We start from the raw sequence: 20,047 nt of genomic DNA on the forward strand, positions 1-20,047 counted from the left end.
ATAGAAAGCGGTAGCATCAGCTACCGCTTTTTTTGATAACAGTCAGCAAGCTGCTTTGCTGGTTATCCTCCCGCAGTTAATTTACGCGGTATGGCGGAAGGCGAGTGGTTAGTACCTTCCGCCCAATCATCTCCAGCGAACCTGAATATTTATCTTCTCCGTTGCCGGAAAACTCAAAAATAAACACAGATTTCCAGTCGAGCTTACCCTGTTTGAGGCTCAGTCTGGTGGTGTATCGGGCGAGTGAAAGTAGCTGTAGGTTATGCGAATCACAGTAATGCTCAATGTAGGTCTGTGCACCCTCCGAAATGCTGCGTATGCGCCAAAACTGGTATGCAATAAGACTAATCAGCAATAAAACCACAACATCAAATAAATTCATTGAGACTTCCTGTCATTTTGCGCTTTGGAGAAAACCCGTCCAAAAGCGTTTGCCAGTAACGGGCTGCGCTCGGGAGAGCGAAGTAATGCAAGCACTTCAGCCCTGAGCTCAGGAATTTGCACTAAATCACTGAACAAACCCGTAAATAACTCACCGTTGTACCCGAGTTTTTCATCAGACTTTGCCACTTCCTCAAAATAGAGCCTGGTTAGCTTGGTATCGAAATGACGGTAGTGTCTGGCGGCCAGCACACTCAGATGGTCCAGGCTAAGATCTTCTTTTTTCGTTATGTATTGCTGTAAAAAGTGGGTTAGTTCATGCGCATCTGTATATGCGCTCAGTGCTCTCAAGGAGGCCAGTTCCATCGCATCGTCTAATGGTTCCTTGTCCTCAGAAAGAAGTTTGCGCTGCAACAGCATTGAAATCGGCTCAGGTAATGAAGAGGATTCCAGCGCATTGAGTAATGCTAACTGGAATGATGTTGAGTACGAGTCAAAATGTTTTACCACCCAGTCTCCCTGAGCCCGGTTAATTCTGGCCGCAAAATCTGCGATAGCCTGCAAGGACAAAGCATTCCAGTCATGTGTTTCAGGATCCCTGACATAGCTTTCTACATCAAGGTACCCTGCACAGGGAGGATGGTTGAGTAATTTTCGGGCTACAGCGCCAAATTGCGCCATCAGAGTCTGATTCGGAACAAAAGAATATGGATTGTCCGGCAGCTTCGATGAAGCGCTGTCATTCTTTGAAATGCGGTTGCCCAAAGCGTCAACAATTATTTGGAGGAAGTGGTTTCGGGCTGCACTGACGATCTTACCCTGTTCATCCAGCGGCAATTTGATAAACCAGATATAGTGCTGTTCAGACGCTTGTCCATTCCAGAAGAGGATGGCATACCACCCATGCTGTTGGCGAGGGCGGGGAGGGGCAATCAGCCCATTTTCCATATCGAGAAATTCCTGGCCGGACACCGGCACCACACCTCTGCCCAGATCCAGAATGCGGAAGTTCGTGCCGGCATGCAGCAAGAACTCGCTGATTGAGTTGATGGACTCCGCAGTCATAATTGCCTCAAGGATTAAAAGGAGCGTAGTGTAACGCGGCCGTTGCTGCTCTGCCAGTTTCGGAAGCTTCCACTATTGCAGGGCAAACATTCCGGGGCTGACCCTAGTCGAAATTAAAACCAGTGAACAGCATAAACGACTTACTGGTATGCAGTACGTGATACAATTCCGCTTTTTTGGAACAGAGCTGCGATGAAAAACAGAGAGTGGCAGATTAAACGCCAGTTGGCATTAATCGAAGAGCAAATGCGGATTATGGGCATATGGTCTGCCGATATGCCTACTCCAGAGCAGTTGTCCAGCGGGGCTCCGTTTTCCTGCGATACGCTCTCCTTTGAGCAGTGGATACAGTTTATTTTATTGCCCAGACTGCGTTTTATACTCGAGAACGGACAGGCTTTACCCAGCGCAATGGCCGTTGCCCCCGCCGCAGAAATCTATTTAACCGCGGAATGCATGCCAATTATTGCGCTACTCAAAGAATTGGATCGCTTGATAACTTTTGGTGGGGTTGTAAACGAATGATATCTGAAGTACCGGAAATCCGTGTGGTGTATCAGGACGATTATCTGGTAGCAGTAGACAAACCTGCAGGTTTGCTGGTTCACAGAAGTCCCATCGATCGTCATGAAACTGAATTCGCTGTGCAGAAAGTCAGGGACAGAGTTGGGCGCCATGTATTTCCGGTTCATCGCTTGGACAGGCCTACCTCTGGTGTGCTGTTATTTGCTTTCAGCGCTGAGTATGCAGGAATGCTGGGGCGCATGTGGATGGGCAAAGAGGTTTCCAAACAGTACCGTGCTCTTGTCCGGGGATGGTTAAATGGTGCCGGCCTCATTGATTATGCGTTGCGATATCGCAAAGACAAATACGCTGACAAATACAAACGTGATGATTTGCCTCCGCAGCCTGCTGTATCTGAATATCAATGCATTGAACGTTATCTTTTGCCATATGGTGTAGGCCGTTACCCACAAACCCGGTACAGTTTGGTGTCACTGTACCCGCAGACCGGGCGCAAGCACCAGTTGCGAAGACATATGGCACATGTGCGCCATCCAATTCTCGGCGACACAACGCATGGAGACGGCAAGCACAATAAATTTGTTCGAGGCGAGTTTAATTTTGATAACTTGGCCCTAACTTGTACACAGTTAAGCTTTGTACATCCAATAACAGCAAAGAGAATATGCATTAGTGCCCAGCCTCATTTCAATATGGCGGCATTAATTGAAAACTGGCAGCAATATCGGGTGTAAAGGCCTGGTATTATTTAATTTTTGAAGAGGAGTGATAATGGCGAAATTGAGTATTTTCGCAGGCAGTGTGTACGGCAATGCACAGCATGTGGCCGAACAGGTAGAAGAGAATCTGGCATCTCAGGGGGTTGATTGCGAACTTTTCACTGACCCTGATGTGGCTGATTTTGTTGATGCAGAGGCCATTCTGGTAATCACTTCCACCACTGGGCAGGGTGACGTACCGCCAAATCTGGAATTTGTGCTTTCGGACCTGAAGGATGAATTTCCTCTGCTGAATGAGAAACCTTTTGCGGTTGCCGCGTTGGGGGATAGCAGTTATGGCGACAGCTATTGCGGTGGTGGACGCCAGTTTTTCGAATTGCTCAGTGAACTACAGGGGAAACCCGTTGCAGACATGTTGGAAGTTGATGCGATTGAAACACTTGAACCTGAAGAAGATGTGGTCAAGTGGGTGAATGATCTGAAAGCGCAACTGGTAGGAAATTAAGATAATTTTTGGCGGACGCAAGCGCGCCCGCCAAAGAACTTACTCTGCGCCCCGCAGCAGAGCATTGATGCCGACTTTGGCACGTGTTTTTGCATCCACTTTTTTTACAATAATGGCTGCATACAGGCTGTAACTGCCGTCCTTTGACGGCAGGTTTCCAGGCACCACCACGGAGCCCGCTGGTACGCGACCATAATGTACTTCACCGGTTTCACGATCGTATATACGGGTACTTTGGCCAATGTATACACCCATTGAAATTACAGCGCCTTCTTCGACGACTACGCCTTCCACAATCTCAGAACGGGCGCCAATGAAGCAATTGTCTTCAATGATGGTGGGATTTGCCTGCAACGGCTCCAGTACTCCGCCAATGCCTACGCCGCCGGACAAATGCACGTTTTTGCCAATTTGCGCGCAGGAGCCGACCGTGGCCCAGGTGTCTACCATTGTGCCTTCGTCTACAAATGCGCCAATGTTGACGTAAGAAGGCATCAGCACAACATTTTTTCCAATGTAGGTACCAGTGCGCACAGCCGCAGGAGGAACCACACGCACTCCCTCACTGGCGAATTGCTCTGCAGTGTAGTCAGCATACTTTAGGGGAACCTTGTCATAAAAACGGCTTTCAGCTCCTTCAATGACGTCATTGCCGTGCAGGCGGAAATAAAGCAATACGGCTTTTTTGAGCCACTGATGTACCACCCATTCGCCAGCAATTTTCTCAGCTACCCGGGCCTTGCCACTGTTCAGCAGAGCGATTACGTCATTAACGGCCTGCTTGACTTCAGATGGGGCCGCTGATGGGCTGATGGATTCACGGTTTTCAAACGCGTCTTCGATAATGGCTTTCAGTTCGTTCATGGTATGTTGATGTCTTCAAGTTGATCGAGTTTAAACAGAATCTGGCTTTTCAGGGCCACTTGCTGTTCGTGGTTAAGGGCTTTGCCAGCTTCATTGCTGACAATGAAAATATCTTCGGCTCGTTCGCCAATGGTGGCGATCTTAGCCAGCTTCAAAGTGACATTGCGATCGACAAATGCGTGGCCGATTTTGGCCAGTATGCCTGGTGCATCTAATGCTTCCAGCTCAATCAGTGTGGCATCGTCACCAATGTCAAAAAAGCGGATGTTGGTCGGTACGTCCAACTGACGCATTTGTCGTGGCAGCTTGCGCTTGTTATTGTGGGCACGGCCGGGTTTGTCCAGCTGAGCAACTATTGCTTGCTCCAGGCTGGTGATCCGGGTCCCGTCTTTGAGGCGCGAACCGTCGTTTTCCAATATCAGCAGGCTGTCGAAAACATAACCGTCTTTGGTGATGGTTATATGTGCGTCGTGAATCGAGCAGTTGCGGCTGTCCAAAACGGAGGCTACCTGGGCGAACAGAGCTTTTCGGTCGCGCCCGTAAATCAGCAGTTCGGTACCGCCCGTGGCAATTTGATTGTTGGCTTTAACCAGCAATCCCTGTTCATCGTCTGCGAACAGCGTTTGCTGCGCGGATAATATTTCCTGAGTGTGCCAGGCGATTTGCGCCGGTTTAAAGCGGGCGAAATAGTCTTCGTCCAGGCGCTGCCATAACTGATCAACCTGATCGAGTGCTACACCGCTTTCCTGCAGTTGCTGGTGGGCACGCTGCTTATGATCCTGTACCCGTTCGTCCAGTGTCACCTGGCATTGCAAGCCGTTGTCCAGGGCCTTTTGGGTCATCAGGTAGAGTTCTCTGAGCAATGAGGCTTTCCAGTCGTTCCACAAATGGTCGTTGGTTGCCCGAATGTCGGCCAGTGTCAGAGTGTACAGCAGGTTAAGGTGCATGTGGCTGCGCACTGCGGCAGAAAATTCTTGGATCACGTCCGGGTCATAAATGTCCCTTCGCTGCGCAACTACCGACATCAGCAGGTGGTTTTGTACCAACCAGGAAACCAGTTGGGTATCGCTGTCATCCACATCATGCAATTCACAGAATTTGGTGACATCCACTGCACCCAGTTCGGAATGATCGCCGCCACGCCCTTTGGCTATGTCATGAAATATGGCGGTGATGTAAATCAACTCTGGTTTTTCGAGATTGCGGACAATGCGGCCACAGCGCGGGAATTCAGTGTTTTCCGGCGAAAAATAGTGGTTGACGTGCTTTACCAGACGATGGGTATGCTCATCCACCGTGTAGGCGTGGAAAAGATCGAACTGCATCAGACCGACAATGGCATCCCATTCAGGAAGATAGGATTGCAGGATGCCGTATTTATGCATCACATCCCAACCAAAATCGAAAAAGTGCGGGTGTTTGAACAACGCCATCAGTTTGGTGCGGCACGCAGGGCGCTCGACAAAATAGCTGCCTTCAAACTTGCGCCGGGCGTTTCGTAACTGGCGGATGCAATCCGTGTCAAGCCCCTGAATTTGAGGGTGGTCTGCGATGACAAACAAAAAATCCAGTATTTGTTCAGGAAGTTCGAATACACTTTCATGGCATGGGGAAATCATGCCGTCCAACAGGCAGAAGTCGGCGGTCAGTTTTACTTGTTTCTGAACGGTTTGGTTGAGCATGTCATACCGGAAGCGCTGCAGCAGCATTTGGTTTAGTTCGCTCACTCGACGGACAATCCTGAAGAAGTCGCGCATCATCTTCTCAACTGACGCCTTCCCTTCAGAACCATAGCCGAGCCGCTTTGCAACGTCAGTCTGATAGTCAAACAGAAGGCGGTTTTCGCTTCGACCGGCTATCAGATGAAGGGCAAAACGCATGCGCCACAAATGCATACGACAGGCGATCAGTTCACTGTGCTCCTGCTCGGTGAAGTATCCGTGGCCAACCAGATTGAAACCGTCGTATTCACGGAAGTGCTTCTTGGCTACCCAGCCAATCGACTGAATGTCGCGCAGACAACCCGGGTTTTCTTTGATGTTTGGTTCCAGATTGTAGGAAGTACCATGAAATTTAGCGTGGCGGGCTTGTTGTTCTTCGTATTTGGCAACGAAAAAGTCTTTGCTGGTCCATCCTTTACGCCCGTTAACCAGCTCCCATAGAGTCTCAAAGGTTTCTTCGCAACCACAAAGTAACCTGCTTTCCACCAGATTGGTGGCGATGGTGATGTCTTCCCTGGCGAGCTTGACAGTTTCTTTTACGGTGCGCACAGACTGGCCAACATCAAGGCGAATGTCCCACAGCAGGGTGATAAAACGACCAACTTTTTCCTGTTGTTCTGCGGTGAGTGAACGTTTGCTGACAATAAGCAGGTCAACGTCGGAATAGGGCTGCAGGTGGCCTCGTCCATAACCGCCTACCGCGCACAAAGCCAAATCAGGGTAGCCGTTCAGGCCTAACAACTCCCAGAGGTGGAGCAGAATTGCATCGACAAATTGCGCTCTGCCGGTGACGAGCTTGTCTACCGGAGTGGTGTCGAAACTTTGTTCGAGCCACTGAAAATGTTGTGACACGCATTCTTTGATTGCGCTTAAATCGTCCACTGAGCTGATGGCATTAACGTCATTGATAAGCTTTTGGAGCATCAAAATCCTGCCTTTGCTTTCCACCTTGAGAAAAAGTGACCGCACCTTAGCACGAATTGGTGCAGAATCGCAGTGTCGAATTTCCGTGTTGAATAATCTAAAAAGTGAATATTTATTCGATTTGGTTATTAATTTTTGAATCAGGCTGCGCTCGGCGGTGAAAAACGCAGCCCAATTCAGGATGAGTTGTGACTAGCTGTGGCTGATCACTCTGGGCAGATCTTCTTCATCTCTCAGGGTAAGCACTTCAACGCCGTCTTCTGTTACCAGAAGAGTGTGTTCCCACTGCGCACTCAGGCTGCGATCCTTGGTAACCACCGTCCAGTGATCCGGCAACAGCTTGGAATACCGTTTGCCGGCATTTACCATGGGCTCAATGGTAAAACACATGCCAGGCTGCAGCTCTTCGCCGGTACCGGGGCGACCATAGTGAACAATCTGAGGCTCTTCATGAAATCCTGCACCAATACCGTGGCCGCAATATTCACGAACAATTGAATAATTATGAGCTTCTGCGTGCTGTTGGCAGGCGTGGCCAATATCGCCCAGACGGGCACCGGGCCTGACCAGTCTGATGGCATCGTACAGGCACTCCTGAGTTACCTTGACCAGGCGCTCAGCCAGAATTTTGGGTTTGCCAACAATAAACATTTTTGACGTATCACCGTGGTACCCGTCTTTGATGACGGTAACGTCAATGTTAACAATGTCGCCATCCTTGAGCTTTTTGTCAGACGGGATGCCATGGCAAATAACGTGATTAACCGAAGTGCAAATGGATTTTGGAAACGGTGGGTGGCCGTAATTGAGTGGAGCCGGAACTGCGTCCAGTTCATTGACGATATAATTGTGACACAGAGTGTTGAGTTCGTCGGTGGTCACGCCTTTCTGGACGTGGGGAGTGATCATGGTCAGCACGTCCGCCGCCATTTTTCCGGCTACGCGCATTTTTTCAATTTCTTCAGCGGTTTTGATTATAGCTGCCACTGGTTTCCTCAATCGGTTGCTCATTATTGGGAGGCTATCGGCCATACCCGTAAAAGATGCTTTTATGTTACCGTTTCAGCGGGGAACTGTATAGTCAGCGCACGTACAGAAGGGCAATTGTCGGCGGCTAAACTTGAGAAATCTCTGTAGTCATGGTATAAAGCGCCCGCCTTTGAGGATGTGCCGTGATTTGCCGATGCAAACTGGCTCTCAGGGTAAACTTTAAATTTAAAACACACATACACCGGCACTTGCTATCGGGGTGTCCAGTGAAAGCTGGATCGATACAAGGGGTGTATGGAGGCCTAACCCCATATTGAGGAAACAAAAATGGCAAATGTCTCTATGCGTGACATGCTGAAAGCCGGCGTGCACTTTGGTCACCAAACCCGTTACTGGAACCCAAAAATGAAGCCTTTCATCTTTGGTGCCCGCAACAAGGTTCATATCATCAACCTGGAAAAAACCGTTCCTTTGTTCAATGACGCGCTGAACTACCTGTCTGGTGTTGCGTCCAAAAAAGGTAAAATTCTGTTTGTTGGCACCAAGCGTGCTGCAGGCGAAGCGGTAAAAGAAGCAGCTTTGAAATGTGACCAATACTACGTGAACAAGCGCTGGTTGGGCGGCATGCTGACCAACTGGAAAACTGTTCGCCAGTCAATCAAGCGTCTGAAAGACCTGGAGCAGCAAAGCCAGGACGGAACGTTTGAAAAGCTGACCAAAAAAGAAGCTCTGATGCTTCAGCGCGAAATGGACAAGCTGGAAAGCAGCCTGGGTGGTATCAAAGACATGGGCGGTCTGCCAGACTGTATCTTTGTTATTGATGCTGACCACGAGCACATTGCAGTAACTGAAGCGCGTAACCTGGGTATTCCTGTGGTAGGTGTGGTTGATACCAACTCCAACCCTGACGGTGTGGATTACATCATCCCTGGTAACGACGACGCCATCCGTGCGATTCAGTTGTACCTGGAAGCCGCTGCCGGAGCCATCAACCAGGGTCGCGAAAGCAACCTGGAAGTTCAGGCTGAGCAGGACGACTTCGTAGAAGCCGCTGAGTAATCAGTCAGCGATTCTCCGGCAGTCACCAGTTAAGGATGACTGCTGTACAATACGCTGTGTAATGAGAGGGGCAACACGCCCCTCTTTACCTATCGAATTTACTTTTATTGCTGAGGAATTGAAAAATGGCAGTGACTGCAGCACTAGTTAAAGAACTGCGTGAGCGCACAGGCGCCGGCATGCTGGATTGTAAAAAAGCTCTGGTTGAAACGGATGGTGACATCGAACTGGCCATTGAGAATATGCGTAAGTCTGGTCAGGCAAAAGCCGCCAAGAAAGCTGGCCGTATTGCCGCTGAAGGTGTGATCCTGACTCAGGTAGCTGGCAACAAAGCAACTATGATGGAACTGAACTGTGAAACTGACTTCGTTGCCCGTGACGAAGGTTTCCTGAAATTCGGTAACCGGTTGCTGGAAGTGGCCGCCGCAAACGGCATCAACGATATCGAAGCACTGAACGAAGCTCAACTGGACGGCGCTAAAATCAGCGAAGTTCGTGATGCGCTGGTAGCAAAAATTGGTGAAAATATTTCTCCCCGTCGCGTTATCAACGTGGAAGGTGACAACCTGGGTGCCTACGTACACGGCGGCCGTATCGGTGTTATCGCCATTCTGAACGGTGGCGACGAAGAGCTGGCAAAAGACGTCGCTATGCACGTTGCAGCAGCAAACCCTCAGTTTGTTAAGCCTGAAAACGTACCTGCGGAAGTGGTTGAGAAGGAAAAAGAAATCCAGATCGAAATCGCCATTCAGTCTGGCAAGCCTGCAGACATCGCAGAGAAAATGGTTGCCGGCCGCATGAAGAAGTTCACTGGCGAAGTGAGCCTGACTGGTCAGCCTTTCGTGAAGGATCCTTCTATCAGCGTTGCTGACTTGCTGAAGAGCAAGAACGCGGATGTTGTCAACTTCGTACGCTTTGAAGTTGGTGAAGGCATCGAGAAGAAAACCGAAGATTTCGCTGCAGAAGTAGCTGCGCAAATGGCAGCGGCCAAGAAATAATTGGGCGTTTGACTTTTGCATTCGGCGAATGTCGGATACACTACGAGCACCTCTTCGGAGGTGCTTTTTTATGTGAAATTCAATGCCCCTGTGCGGCAGCAGAAAAATGTTGTCAGGGTCAGAGGGTTTTGAGTACGAGTTGGTTTGCTTCATTTCTTGTGTTGACTGACGAGCAATGAGTCAAGCCGAATTCAAGAGGACAATTCGAACTATGAGCATCACTCCAAAATCAGCCTATCGAAGAATACTGCTAAAACTCAGTGGCGAAGCCCTGATGGGGGAAGAAGGATTTGGTATCGATCCCAAGGTTTTGGATCGAATGGCGCAGGAAATCAAGGAACTGGTAGAACTGGGTGTCCAGGTTGGTCTGGTCATTGGAGGAGGCAACTTGTTCCGTGGTGAAGGGCTGGCGCGCGCAGGTATGAACCGCGTGGTCGGTGACCACATGGGCATGCTGGCCACCGTAATGAACGGGCTGGCTATGCGTGATGCCCTGCATCGTGCGTTTGTTAATGCCCGCCTGATGTCTGCCATTCCGCTGAATGGAGTATGCGACGCCTATAACTGGGCAGAAGCGATCAGTTTGCTTAAGTCCGGCAGGGTTGTGATTTTTTCCGCAGGAACAGGAAACCCGTTCTTCACCACAGATTCAGCAGCCTGTTTGCGTGGTATCGAAATTGAAGCCGATGCTGTGCTGAAGGCTACAAAGGTGGACGGCGTGTACAGTGATGATCCGGTGAAAAATCCGGAGGCAACCCTTTATCCCCGCCTGAGTTATACCGAAGTGCTGGAAAGGGAGTTAAAGGTTATGGACCTGTCTGCCTTTACACTGGCCCGTGATCACAGCCTGCCTATTCGGGTGTTCAACATGAATAAACCTGGTTGCCTGAAGCGTGTGGTAATGGGAGAGCCTGAAGGAACTCTGATTGACCACGCCGATAAAGTCTAGAAATCAAAAAATAGGAAAATTGTTGTGATTGATGAGATTGAATTAGATGCGCGCGAACGGATGGAAAAAAGCATCAGCGCGCTGAAAAGTCAGTTGAGCAAAATTCGAACCGGGCGTGCCCATCCCAGTCTGCTGGATGGCATTATGGTGCCCTATTACGGTAGTGATACTCCTCTGAAGCAAGTTGCTAACGTTATTGCCGAAGACAGCCGCACTCTTGCGCTGACGGTATTTGATAAGGGTGCTATTCAGGCTGTGGAAAAGGCCATCATGCAGTCGGACCTGGGACTTAATCCGATGAGCGCCGGTACAACCATCCGCATTCCTTTGCCACCACTGACTGAAGAGCGCCGCAAGGATCTGATTCGGGTGGTACGTAATGAAGCCGAGCAGGGCCGGGTTGCGATCCGAAACATTCGACGTGACGCCAACAGCGACATCAAGGAGTTGCTGAAGGAAAAGGAAATCAGTGAAGATGAAAGTCGCGCCGGAGAAGAAAACGTGCAGTCTTTGACCAACGATTTCATCAAAAAAGTGGATGCAATGCTGGTCGACAAAGAAAAAGAACTAATGGAAGTGTAATAAAGGTTATGTTGGGAAAGCAGTCTAACGCAGAAACTGGGACAGATGCGGTTCAGGCGGTTCAGCCAGGGCCGAAGCATGTTGCCATAATAATGGACGGCAACGGGCGTTGGGCAAAACAGAAAGGGAAAATTCGGACCTTTGGTCACAAAGCGGGCGTGGAGTCAGTTCGCGCGGTTGTGCGTTTTGCACGTCGGACTGGCATCCAGTCTCTTACCCTGTTTGCCTTCAGCAGTGAAAACTGGAAACGCCCGGAAGAGGAAGTCAGTGTACTGATGGAACTGTTTAACCTGGTGTTGAACAGTGAAGTTAAGCGTCTGCATAAGAACGGTGTGCGTTTGAAAGTTATTGGAGATATCTCTGCTTTTGACGACAAACTGACGGCGAAAATCGAAAAGGCCGAGACATTAACAGCTCAAAATACGGAACTGGTACTGAACATTGCCGCAAACTATGGCGGTCGTTGGGATATTGTGAATGCCGCTCAAATCCTGGCGGAAGAAGTCAGTCTGGGGCGGCTTACGGTGTCGGATATTACCGAAACAACCTTCAGTGAAAAGATTTCAACCGCCGGTTTGCCTGAGCTGGACTTGCTTATCCGTACTGGCGGGGAGCACCGAATCAGCAATTTTCTGCTTTGGCAGTGTGCCTACGCAGAATTGTATTTTACTGATGTGTTGTGGCCGGATTTCAATGAAGACGTTTTTGAGCAGGCCGTCAAAAACTTTAACATGCGCCAGCGCAGGTTCGGTTTAACCGGAGACCAGGTTAGCGCAACCGGCTGCTGACCTGTACCCCCCGGTATGGGTCTGCTACCGACTACAGAGGCCTTAAGCCTACTATGCTAAAACAACGAATAATAACAGCATTGATACTGGCGCCACTCGCGCTGATTGCCATATTGTTCCTGCCTGTCTGGTGGTTTGAAGTCGCCATTGCTGGTGTAATTGGACTGGGTGCTTATGAATGGGCCAATATGTCCGGTTTTACCAAGCGACCACAAAAGGTTGCGTTTCTGGTAATAATGTCAGCCATATGTGTCGCTTTGTCACTCACGGTTGATGAACAGCAAATCTGGTACCAAGGGCAGCTACACGCTCTGTACCAGTGGATTCTTGGATTGGCAGTAATCTGGTGGGCGTTCTCATTGGTTATGATTCTTGCCTATCCAAGGTACTCCAGTTTCTGGCGCAATAGCCGGGCGATTCGCAGCCTGTTCGGCCTGTTGACGCTTATCCCCACCTGGGTTGCGGTAGTTGCATTGCGCACCAGCCTTTATGACGTAGACCCGTTTTATGGCGCGTCGTTGATTTTCTACGTACTGGGTATCGTTTGGGCGGCAGACATAGGGGCGTTTTTTGTTGGTGTCAAATTTGGGCGGCACAAATTGCGTCCCAATGTGTCACCAGGTAAAACGCTGGAAGGATTACTGGGTGGCGTTGCAGCTTCATTTGCGATTATTGCCTTTGCCGCTTTGCATTACCATGTGGCTGCCTCAATGATCTGGCTGCATTTGTTGATTGGCGGGTTGACCGTAGGGGTTTCCGCGCTTGGTGACCTCAATGAAAGCATGCTCAAGCGTAGCGCAGGTATAAAGGACAGCGGCAAACTCCTGCCTGGCCACGGTGGTGTGCTTGATCGAATAGACAGCCTCACGGCAGCATTTCCTGTCTTCGCCTACTGCTACGTTACCTGGATGGCATAATGCTCACCGTTACTGTTTTAGGTTCGACCGGCTCTATCGGTTGCAACACTCTCGACGTGATTGCCCGCCATCCTGGCAAGTATCGGGTTTTTGCGATCACCGGTAATACGCAAATCGAAACACTGATGCAACAGGCCAAAGTTTATGCGCCGAGGTTTGTGGTGGTATCGGACGAAGAACGAATTGAACAGGCCAGAGAGCTTGCGAAGCAGTTGCAGGTAGAGTCAGAAATTCTGTGTGGCTCGCGGGCACTGGAAGAAGTAGCCAGCGCAGCCGAAGTCGATGTGGTTATGGCTGCCATCGTTGGTGCAGCGGGGCTGTTGCCGACTTTGTCTGCAGTGCGCGCGGGTAAGCGTGTTTTGCTGGCAAATAAGGAAGCACTGGTTATGTCTGGCGCATTGTTTATGGATGCCGCACGCCAGTCTGGAGCAGAAATTCTGCCAATCGACAGTGAACATAACGCAATTTTCCAGTGCCTGCCCAGAGATTTCGGCTACGGAGAATTAAATCGGTCTGGCATTCAGCAAATTCTGCTGACCGGTTCCGGAGGTCCTTTTCGGGAACGACCTTTGGAAAGTTTCGCAGGCATTACGGTTGATGAAGCCTGTGCACACCCTAACTGGCAAATGGGGCGTAAAATCACAATCGATTCTGCAACCATGATGAATAAAGGGCTTGAATTCATTGAGGCCTGCTGGCTGTTTGGTGTCAAGCCACAAGAGATTACAGTGGTATTGCATCCGCAAAGTACCATTCATTCCATGGTTCAGTACGTTGATGGTTCAGTGATTGCTCAGATGGGCAACCCGGACATGCGCACACCCATTGCCTTTGGTTTAGCCTACCCAGACAGAATCGACGCAGGTGTTGCACCGCTGAATTTCTCGACGCTGGCTGATTTGACGTTCAGTACACCAAGCTATGAACGTTATCCCAACCTTAAACTGGCCATCCAGGCGTGCGAGGCCGGACAGGCTGAAACTACCCGCTTGAACGCGGCCAACGAAGTGGCTGTCGATGCTTTTTTGAATGAACGGATAAAATTCACTCAAATAACCGAGGTTAATGAAGAAACCTTAAATCGGTTGGAACCTATAAAGGTTTCTTCACTCCAACAGGTTTTGGAACAGGATCGACTTGCGCGAGAAACAGCACAGCGGATAGTGAGAGGTTTGAACTAGTGGTAAGCGTTATCTGGAGTATTGGGGCATTTATCGTTGCATTGGGCATTCTGGTGGCCGTACACGAGTGGGGGCATTTTTACGTTGCCCGTCGTTGCGGTGTTCAGGTAGAGCGCTTTTCGATTGGTTTTGGTAAACCTTTGTGGCGCAGAACGGACCAACAGGGTACGGAATTTGTCATCGCTGCTATTCCCCTTGGCGGATACGTAAGAATGCTGGATGAGCGGATAGATGATGTTCCAGAGGGCTTGCAACACAAAGCGTTTAACCGCCAGACGGTGGGTAAGCGGATGGCCATAATTGCAGCGGGTCCGGGAGTCAATTTCCTGTTTGCTGCAGTCGCCCTGTTTGTCATGTATCTGATTGGTATTACCACCGTCAAACCTGTTGTCGGTGACATAATCCCAGGCAGCATTGTCGCTCAGAGTGGGCTGGCACATGGTGACCAGATACAGTCCATTGGCTCCAGAGAGACCTCAGACTGGGAAGCTGTCAACTTTGAGCTGATGTCACATATTGGCTCTGCAAGTATTGAATTGAGCGTTGTCCATCCATCGGGTGAGATGCAGAAATTTACACTCGACACCCGTGAGTGGGCGTTCGATCCTGACAAGCAGTCCGCTTTGCGAAGCCTGGGCATATCGCCCTACCGGCCGGAACCCACCATGATGGTGGGAATGGTGGAGAAAGGTGCGCCAGCGGACATTGCCGGTCTGCAGGTGGGAGACAAAATTCTGGCGTTGGACAGTCAGGTGATTACCGATTGGATGAGCCTGGTGGAATACATTGTTGACAAACCGGGGCAGGCGGTTCAACTGACAATTGACAGAAATGGACGACAGCAGGTAATTAATGCGACCATTGCCCGCCGGGATACTCCGCAGGGGCAGAATGGATTTTTGGGTGTGAGCCCGGAATTTGAGCCCTGGCCGGAAGGCTATGTATTTACCCATCAGTATGGGCCGATTGAAGCGTTCAGCAAGGCGCTTAGCAAAACCTGGCGTTTGATGACGTTGAGTGTTGAAATGCTGGGTAAGCTTGTCACCGGCGATGTATCAGTCAAAAGTCTTAGTGGCCCCATATCCATAGCCCAGGGGGCAGGTATCAGTGCGGGATACGGGCTGGTTTATTTTTTGGGTTTTCTAGCGTTGATAAGTGTCAACCTGGGCATTATCAACCTGTTACCTCTGCCAATGCTGGACGGTGGGCATCTGATGTACTTTACGGTAGAGTGGCTGACCGGAAAGCCAGTGCCGGAAGCCGTGCAGGAATGGGGATTTAGAATAGGTGGGGCATTACTGCTGATGATTATGAGTATTGCCATTTTTAACGATATCAGTCGTTTAGCTTGAATTAGCTAGGCGGCAGAACTTAAAGCAAACAGCAAACGCGGCCAGGAAAAAAAGAATAGATGAAGTTAAATCAGTTAGTTGCAGCCGGAGTGTTATTATCCAGTGCTAGCTTCGCCACTGCTGCGCAAAACGACAGCCAATTTGTCGTTGAAGATATCAAAGTAGAAGGGTTGCAGCGTGTTGCGCTCGGAGCCGCTTTGACTTACCTGCCCGTACAGGTCGGCGACACCATGAATGGGTTCAGGATCACACAACTGATTCGTTCCTTGTATTCATCCAGTCACTTCGAGCGTGTCGAAATCCTCAGGGATGGTAACACTTTGCTGGTTAGGGTTTCAGAACGCCCTACCATCAGCAATATCATTTTTGAGGGCAATGATGACATCAAGGATGAACAGCTGCAGGAAAGTCTGGATGGCAATGACATCCGTGTTGGTGAACCGCTGGACAAAACGGTCCTCACATCGATCGAAAACGGTCTCAAGGATTTCTTCTATAGCATTGGTAAATATAACGCTGATGTAACGGCTATCGTAACGCCTCTTCCACGAAACCGGGTTGACCTCAAGCTGTTGTTTGAAGAAGGGGATGCGGCGAAAATCAAGCAAATCAACGTGGTTGGTAACGAGCTTTTCTCCGACACGGAACTGCTTGAAGGGCTGGAGCTCCAGTTCGACACGCCGTGGTGGGATTTCCTTTCTGAAACCCGTTATCAGCAGCAAACGTTGCAAGGTGACATGGAGACCCTGCGCAATCACTACCTTGACCGGGGTTATCTGCGCTTTAACGTTGACTCTACCCAGGTGTCGATGACGCCTGAAAAAGACGGCATCTATATCACAATGAACGTCTCTGAAGGTGAACAGTACACCATTTCTGACGTGGAGTTGGTAGGGGACATTCTGGGTCATGAAGATTACATTCGTGCGGTTTTGCCTCTTACCCCTGGCGAGCTTTATAACCAGGCGGAAGTGACTTACACCGAAGAATTCATCAGCAATTACCTTGGGCGTTTTGGTTATGCCTACCCGACCGTCACGACTGTGCCTGAAATCAACGACGAAGACAAAACCGTCAAGCTGACTCTGTCGGTCGACCCGGGTAAACGTATCTATGTTCGTCGAATTACCTTTAACGGCAATACCATCACCGCTGACAGGGTACTGCGTCAGAATGTAAACCAGATGGAAGGCACCTGGTTATCCAATGGATTACTTGAGTCTTCCAAAGGGCAATTGTCGCGCTTGACCTATATGGACGATGTTGAGTTTGAAACCATTCGCATCCCGGGTGAGGATGACATGGTAGACGTTAATTTCAGCGTTAAGGAACAGCCCTCCGGCTCGTTCAACGCCGGTATCGGTTATGGTGACCGCACCAAACTCAGTTTGCAGGCAGGGATCCAGCAGGATAACTTCCTGGGTACGGGTAAGCGAGTGGGTCTGAACGTGAGCACGGTGTCCTATCAGCGTTCCGCGCAAATTACCTATAATGACCCGTATTTCACCATTGATGGAATCAGCCTGGGCGGCAGTCTTGGCTACAGTGAGTTTGACGGCTCCGATTTTAACGTGATCCGTTACAACTCCAAACAGTGGTCTGTTGGTGCCAACATCGGGTATCCAATTAACCAGTTTAACCGCATTAATTTCGGCCTGGTGTATGCCAATGTCGAGCTTTATAACCGCGGTTATTACGAACAGACTGAGCAGTTCTACAATCAGTTCGTGGGTAGTGGGGATCCGGATGCGCCCATCGAATACGATACGTTAGAGGCTAGCGTAAGCTGGAGTCGTAGCACGCTGAACCGCGGTCTGTTTCCGACTGCCGGGTCTTCACAGCGGGCATCCTTCAGCATTACTACGCCGAATTCTGACGTGAACTACTTCAAGAGTGTGCTGGATACCAAGTTCTATTATCCGCTGTCCCGCAATCAGCGCTGGTCAGTGCTGGCGAGGTTGCGTCTGGGTTACGGCAATGGCTACGGTGAAATCAATGGCAACGAGCAGATATTGCCGTTCACACAGAACTTCACCGCTGGTGGTGCAGATACCCTGCGTGGTTTTGAAAACAATACGGTAGGCCCGCGCGGCGTTTTACGCAACAGCTCCCCGGGGGCTTCAGGGCCAGGCGGAGAAGTGTATCCGGGCGATCCGGACAACGATACAATCAGCATTTCCCGTCGCAGCCTTGGTGGAAACGCCATGGCATTGGGTGGGCTCGAACTGATTGTCCCTACGCCCTTTGTGGAAGAAGAAATGGATAATTCCGTGCGTACCAGCCTGTTCTGGGATATTGGTAACGTTTGGGATACCGAGTTTGACTACGACAAGTACAGTCAGCTAGAGCAGGTCGATTACACTTACGGCGCACTGTTGGACTATTCGGACTGGAAACAGTATCGTAGTTCCGCTGGTATTTCTGTACAATGGATTTCACCAATGGGCCCTATGGTATTCAGTTTCTCTCGAGCCATTAAGGAGAGGGATGGGGATGATGCGAAATTCTTCACCTTCAATATTGGGCAGACATTCTAATTCTAATTCGAATCCGGATTTAACCGGTGTAATAAAATCAAGGAGTTCCTTTTGAAACAGTTGGCAAAACATATCGTAGCAACCGCGATGTTGGGCAGTGCCCTTGTAAGTACGTCTGTAATGGCTGAGCAAAAAATTGGTGTTGTGGATGTTCAGGGCGTATTTCAGGCTATGCCCCAGGCTGCTGAAATATCCAACAATATCCAGCTTGAATTCAAGGACCAGATTGACGAGGTGAATCAGTTGCAAAAAGACGGGCAGTTTTTTGCTGAACGTTTGCAGCGTGATGCCGCCACCATGAGCGAGCAGGAAAAGAAAGATCTTCAGGATAAAATTCTGGCGGTGAGAGAAAAGCTGGCTGAGAAAGGCCAGCCACTGCAGCAAAATATCCAGCGTCGCAGCAACGAAGAACGAAACAAGTTGCTGGGTCTGATCAAGCAGGCTATCGATGCAGTAGCGGCAAAAGAGGGTTATGACCTCATCCTGAATGCTGGTGCCGTTTCTTTTGCAAAAGACGAGCATGACCTGTCTGAGAAGGTATTGAGCCAGGTTAGCAGCATCAATTAATACAGTGTGTCCGCCAAAAGGGTACTTTTGAGCGAGGGAACCGCACAAAAATGAATCAGACTGACGCCGAAAGGGGTTGGTCTGATTTGTTTTTTGCCTTGAAAAGCGTAAGGTTGCGGCCATTAAGACAGAGAAAATGGCACCCCCGTATTCTGGCAATCTGGTCAGACGCGGCTTACGGCACTAGGAGATACATTTGGCCAACACACTCAACACCATTGATATTCAGGAAATCCTGGATCTGCTTCCCCACCGCTATCCGTTTTTGTTGGTTGACAGGGTAACGGACTATACTTTGGGCGAATCGATCAAAGCCTATAAGAATATCACGATTAATGAGCCTTGCTTTACCGGGCATTTTCCAGGCCGTCCTATCTTCCCGGGTGTATTGATTCTGGAAGCCATGGCGCAGGCCGCTGGGGTGCTCGGATTTAAGACCATGGGTAAGACAGACAAGCTATACTTGTACGCAGGTATCGACAGTGCAAGATTTAAGCGCCCTGTAGTACCTGGCGACAAACTGGAAATGGAAGTCAGTCTTATTAAAGAACGCAGAGGGATCTGGAAATTCAGGGGTACCGCGAGCGTAGATGGTGAAGATGCCTGCAGTGCCGAGTTTATGTGTGCTATGAGAGAGATAAAGTAACGTGATCCATTCTTCTGCCGTGATTTCTGAGAAAGCTGTATTAGGTAAGAACGTCACGGTTGGTCCTTTTTGTGTTATCGGTGATGATGTAACCCTGGGTGACGGTTGTGTGCTGGAGTCGCACGTAGTGATCAAGGGGCCCAGTAAAATCGGCAGGAACAACCATTTTTATCAGTTCACTTCAATCGGGGAAGATTGCCAGGACAAGAAATACGCTGGTGAACGTACCGAGCTGATTGTGGGGGATGACAATGTGTTTCGTGAAGGGGTTACCGTACATAGGGGGACTGTGCAGGACGAGAGCGTTACGGTAATTGGTTCAAGAAACTGGATCATGGTTAATGCCCACATTGCCCATGACTGTGTATTGGGCGATGACATTATTCTTGCCAATAATGTGGCGGTTGCAGGCCATGTGCATATCGACAATTTTGCCATCGTAGGTGGTGCTGTCGGTATTCACCAGTTTTGCAAGGTGGGTGCACATGCATTTTTGGGCGCAGGCGGAATTATCCTGCGTGACGTACCTCCTTTCGTTATGGTCAGTGGCCACGATCACACTCCCAAGGGCATTAACTCAGAAGGTTTGAAACGGCGCGGGTTTGACTCCAAAACCATCATGGCCATCAAGCGCGCATACAAGGTTATATATCGCGATGGCAACACTGTCGAAGAGGCCATTGCTGCATTAAACGGTGCCGAAGAGGTGTTGCCGGAAGTTCGCCTGATGGCGGAGTTTCTGGCCAAGGCGCAACGGGGCATCATTCGTTAAACAAT

General features: G+C 49.8%; 20 protein-coding genes. 15 read left to right on the forward strand and 5 right to left on the reverse strand.

What is annotated here, in order from left to right; all coding sequences use genetic code 11:
- Nucleotides 1-76 precede the first annotated feature (76 nt).
- Nucleotides 77-382: a DUF3301 domain-containing protein gene (locus DXV75_RS14345; protein ID WP_115594118.1), complete on the reverse strand. Its 306-nt coding sequence runs from the start codon at nucleotides 380-382 to the stop codon at nucleotides 77-79.
- Complete coding sequence (locus DXV75_RS14350; RefSeq protein WP_115594119.1) at nucleotides 379-1,446, reverse strand: DUF3549 family protein; 1,068 nt, start codon at nucleotides 1,444-1,446, stop codon at nucleotides 379-381. Before DXV75_RS14350 ends, DXV75_RS14345 begins: the two co-directional genes overlap by 4 nt.
- A 192-nt stretch (nucleotides 1,447-1,638) precedes the next feature.
- Between DXV75_RS14350 and DXV75_RS14355 the strand changes: the two genes are divergently transcribed.
- Genes DXV75_RS14355 through DXV75_RS14365 form a run of 3 tightly spaced genes read left to right on the forward strand, consistent with a single transcriptional unit; the run spans nucleotide 1,639 to nucleotide 3,195 of the window.
- Nucleotides 1,639-1,971: a YqcC family protein gene (locus tag DXV75_RS14355; protein WP_115594120.1), complete on the forward strand. Its 333-nt coding sequence runs from the start codon at nucleotides 1,639-1,641 to the stop codon at nucleotides 1,969-1,971.
- Nucleotides 1,968-2,705, forward strand: a complete 738-nt coding sequence (locus DXV75_RS14360) for a pseudouridine synthase (RefSeq protein WP_245953243.1) — start codon at nucleotides 1,968-1,970, stop codon at nucleotides 2,703-2,705. Before DXV75_RS14355 ends, DXV75_RS14360 begins: the two co-directional genes overlap by 4 nt.
- Before the next feature lie 37 nt (nucleotides 2,706-2,742).
- Entirely contained in the window at nucleotides 2,743-3,195 is a 453-nt protein-coding gene (locus DXV75_RS14365; protein ID WP_115594122.1) for a flavodoxin, read from the forward strand.
- A 39-nt stretch (nucleotides 3,196-3,234) separates the two neighbouring features.
- Here DXV75_RS14365 and dapD read toward each other — a convergent pair whose 3' ends face one another.
- From dapD to map, 3 genes are all read right to left on the reverse strand, one after another.
- Nucleotides 3,235-4,059: a 2,3,4,5-tetrahydropyridine-2,6-dicarboxylate N-succinyltransferase gene (gene dapD / locus DXV75_RS14370; RefSeq protein ID WP_115594123.1), complete on the reverse strand. Its 825-nt coding sequence runs from the start codon at nucleotides 4,057-4,059 to the stop codon at nucleotides 3,235-3,237.
- Nucleotides 4,056-6,707 (reverse strand): [protein-PII] uridylyltransferase, encoded by a 2,652-nt coding sequence (gene glnD, locus DXV75_RS14375; RefSeq protein WP_115594161.1) that lies wholly within the window; start codon nucleotides 6,705-6,707, stop codon nucleotides 4,056-4,058. Before glnD ends, dapD begins: the two co-directional genes overlap by 4 nt.
- 189 nt (nucleotides 6,708-6,896) lie before the next feature.
- Entirely contained in the window at nucleotides 6,897-7,691 is a 795-nt protein-coding gene (map, locus tag DXV75_RS14380) for a type I methionyl aminopeptidase (RefSeq protein WP_115594124.1), read from the reverse strand.
- Nucleotides 7,692-8,021: 330 nt separating this feature from the next.
- On the opposite strand from map, the gene rpsB reads away from it, so the two are divergent.
- The 12 genes from rpsB to lpxA all read left to right on the forward strand — a co-directional run bounded on the left by rpsB (nucleotide 8,022) and on the right by lpxA (nucleotide 20,042).
- Nucleotides 8,022-8,753 (forward strand): 30S ribosomal protein S2, encoded by a 732-nt coding sequence (gene rpsB, locus DXV75_RS14385; protein ID WP_115594125.1) that lies wholly within the window; start codon nucleotides 8,022-8,024, stop codon nucleotides 8,751-8,753.
- A 125-nt stretch (nucleotides 8,754-8,878) separates the two neighbouring features.
- A complete protein-coding gene (tsf, locus tag DXV75_RS14390; RefSeq protein ID WP_115594126.1) occupies nucleotides 8,879-9,751 on the forward strand; it encodes a translation elongation factor Ts in 873 nt (290 codons plus the stop codon).
- 211 nt (nucleotides 9,752-9,962) lie between these two features.
- Nucleotides 9,963-10,700 carry a UMP kinase gene (gene pyrH / locus DXV75_RS14395; protein WP_115594127.1) on the forward strand — a complete coding sequence of 246 codons (738 nt, stop codon included), beginning with the start codon at nucleotides 9,963-9,965 and terminating at the stop codon, nucleotides 10,698-10,700.
- A gap of 24 nt (nucleotides 10,701-10,724) precedes the next feature.
- Nucleotides 10,725-11,282 (forward strand): ribosome recycling factor, encoded by a 558-nt coding sequence (gene frr, locus DXV75_RS14400; RefSeq protein WP_115594128.1) that lies wholly within the window; start codon nucleotides 10,725-10,727, stop codon nucleotides 11,280-11,282.
- Between the two features lie 8 nt (nucleotides 11,283-11,290).
- Complete coding sequence (gene uppS / locus DXV75_RS14405) at nucleotides 11,291-12,070, forward strand: polyprenyl diphosphate synthase (RefSeq protein WP_115594129.1); 780 nt, start codon at nucleotides 11,291-11,293, stop codon at nucleotides 12,068-12,070.
- A 53-nt stretch (nucleotides 12,071-12,123) separates the two neighbouring features.
- The gene (locus DXV75_RS14410; protein ID WP_115594130.1) at nucleotides 12,124-12,987 is read left to right on the forward strand and encodes a phosphatidate cytidylyltransferase; all 864 of its coding nucleotides are present in this window, start codon (nucleotides 12,124-12,126) and stop codon (nucleotides 12,985-12,987) included.
- Nucleotides 12,987-14,168 carry a 1-deoxy-D-xylulose-5-phosphate reductoisomerase gene (ispC, locus tag DXV75_RS14415; RefSeq protein ID WP_115594131.1) on the forward strand — a complete coding sequence of 394 codons (1,182 nt, stop codon included), beginning with the start codon at nucleotides 12,987-12,989 and terminating at the stop codon, nucleotides 14,166-14,168. The genes DXV75_RS14410 and ispC overlap by 1 nt, the downstream gene beginning before the upstream one ends.
- Complete coding sequence (gene rseP, locus DXV75_RS14420; RefSeq protein ID WP_115594132.1) at nucleotides 14,168-15,520, forward strand: sigma E protease regulator RseP; 1,353 nt, start codon at nucleotides 14,168-14,170, stop codon at nucleotides 15,518-15,520. Before ispC ends, rseP begins: the two co-directional genes overlap by 1 nt.
- Nucleotides 15,521-15,579: 59 nt before the next feature.
- Nucleotides 15,580-18,057, forward strand: a complete 2,478-nt coding sequence (bamA, locus tag DXV75_RS14425; protein ID WP_115594133.1) for an outer membrane protein assembly factor BamA — start codon at nucleotides 15,580-15,582, stop codon at nucleotides 18,055-18,057.
- A gap of 51 nt (nucleotides 18,058-18,108) precedes the next feature.
- Nucleotides 18,109-18,624 (forward strand): OmpH/Skp family outer membrane protein, encoded by a 516-nt coding sequence (locus tag DXV75_RS14430; RefSeq protein ID WP_115594134.1) that lies wholly within the window; start codon nucleotides 18,109-18,111, stop codon nucleotides 18,622-18,624.
- Between the two features lie 196 nt (nucleotides 18,625-18,820).
- Entirely contained in the window at nucleotides 18,821-19,270 is a 450-nt protein-coding gene (fabZ, locus tag DXV75_RS14435; protein ID WP_115594135.1) for a 3-hydroxyacyl-ACP dehydratase FabZ, read from the forward strand.
- A gap of 1 nt (nucleotide 19,271) precedes the next feature.
- Entirely contained in the window at nucleotides 19,272-20,042 is a 771-nt protein-coding gene (lpxA, locus tag DXV75_RS14440; RefSeq protein ID WP_115594136.1) for an acyl-ACP--UDP-N-acetylglucosamine O-acyltransferase, read from the forward strand.
- Nucleotides 20,043-20,047 lie beyond the last annotated feature (5 nt).

The sequence above is a fragment of the Alteromonas aestuariivivens genome (genome assembly GCF_003367475.1).
GTDB lineage: Bacteria > Pseudomonadota > Gammaproteobacteria > Enterobacterales > Alteromonadaceae > Alteromonas > Alteromonas aestuariivivens.

Coding starts and splice junctions, on each gene's coding strand:
- DXV75_RS14360 (WP_245953243.1), top strand. CDS start 1,968: ATGATATCTGAAGTACCGGAAATCCGTGTGGTGTATCAGGACGATTAT.
- DXV75_RS14355 (WP_115594120.1), top strand. CDS start 1,639: ATGAAAAACAGAGAGTGGCAGATTAAACGCCAGTTGGCATTAATCGAA.
- bamA (WP_115594133.1), top strand. CDS start 15,580: ATGAAGTTAAATCAGTTAGTTGCAGCCGGAGTGTTATTATCCAGTGCT.
- DXV75_RS14350 (WP_115594119.1), bottom strand. CDS start 1,446: ATGACTGCGGAGTCCATCAACTCAATCAGCGAGTTCTTGCTGCATGCC.
- dapD (WP_115594123.1), bottom strand. CDS start 4,059: ATGAACGAACTGAAAGCCATTATCGAAGACGCGTTTGAAAACCGTGAA.
- DXV75_RS14410 (WP_115594130.1), top strand. CDS start 12,124: ATGCTAAAACAACGAATAATAACAGCATTGATACTGGCGCCACTCGCG.
- tsf (WP_115594126.1), top strand. CDS start 8,879: ATGGCAGTGACTGCAGCACTAGTTAAAGAACTGCGTGAGCGCACAGGC.
- ispC (WP_115594131.1), top strand. CDS start 12,987: ATGCTCACCGTTACTGTTTTAGGTTCGACCGGCTCTATCGGTTGCAAC.
- rpsB (WP_115594125.1), top strand. CDS start 8,022: ATGGCAAATGTCTCTATGCGTGACATGCTGAAAGCCGGCGTGCACTTT.
- uppS (WP_115594129.1), top strand. CDS start 11,291: ATGTTGGGAAAGCAGTCTAACGCAGAAACTGGGACAGATGCGGTTCAG.
- pyrH (WP_115594127.1), top strand. CDS start 9,963: ATGAGCATCACTCCAAAATCAGCCTATCGAAGAATACTGCTAAAACTC.
- DXV75_RS14345 (WP_115594118.1), bottom strand. CDS start 382: ATGAATTTATTTGATGTTGTGGTTTTATTGCTGATTAGTCTTATTGCA.
- DXV75_RS14365 (WP_115594122.1), top strand. CDS start 2,743: ATGGCGAAATTGAGTATTTTCGCAGGCAGTGTGTACGGCAATGCACAG.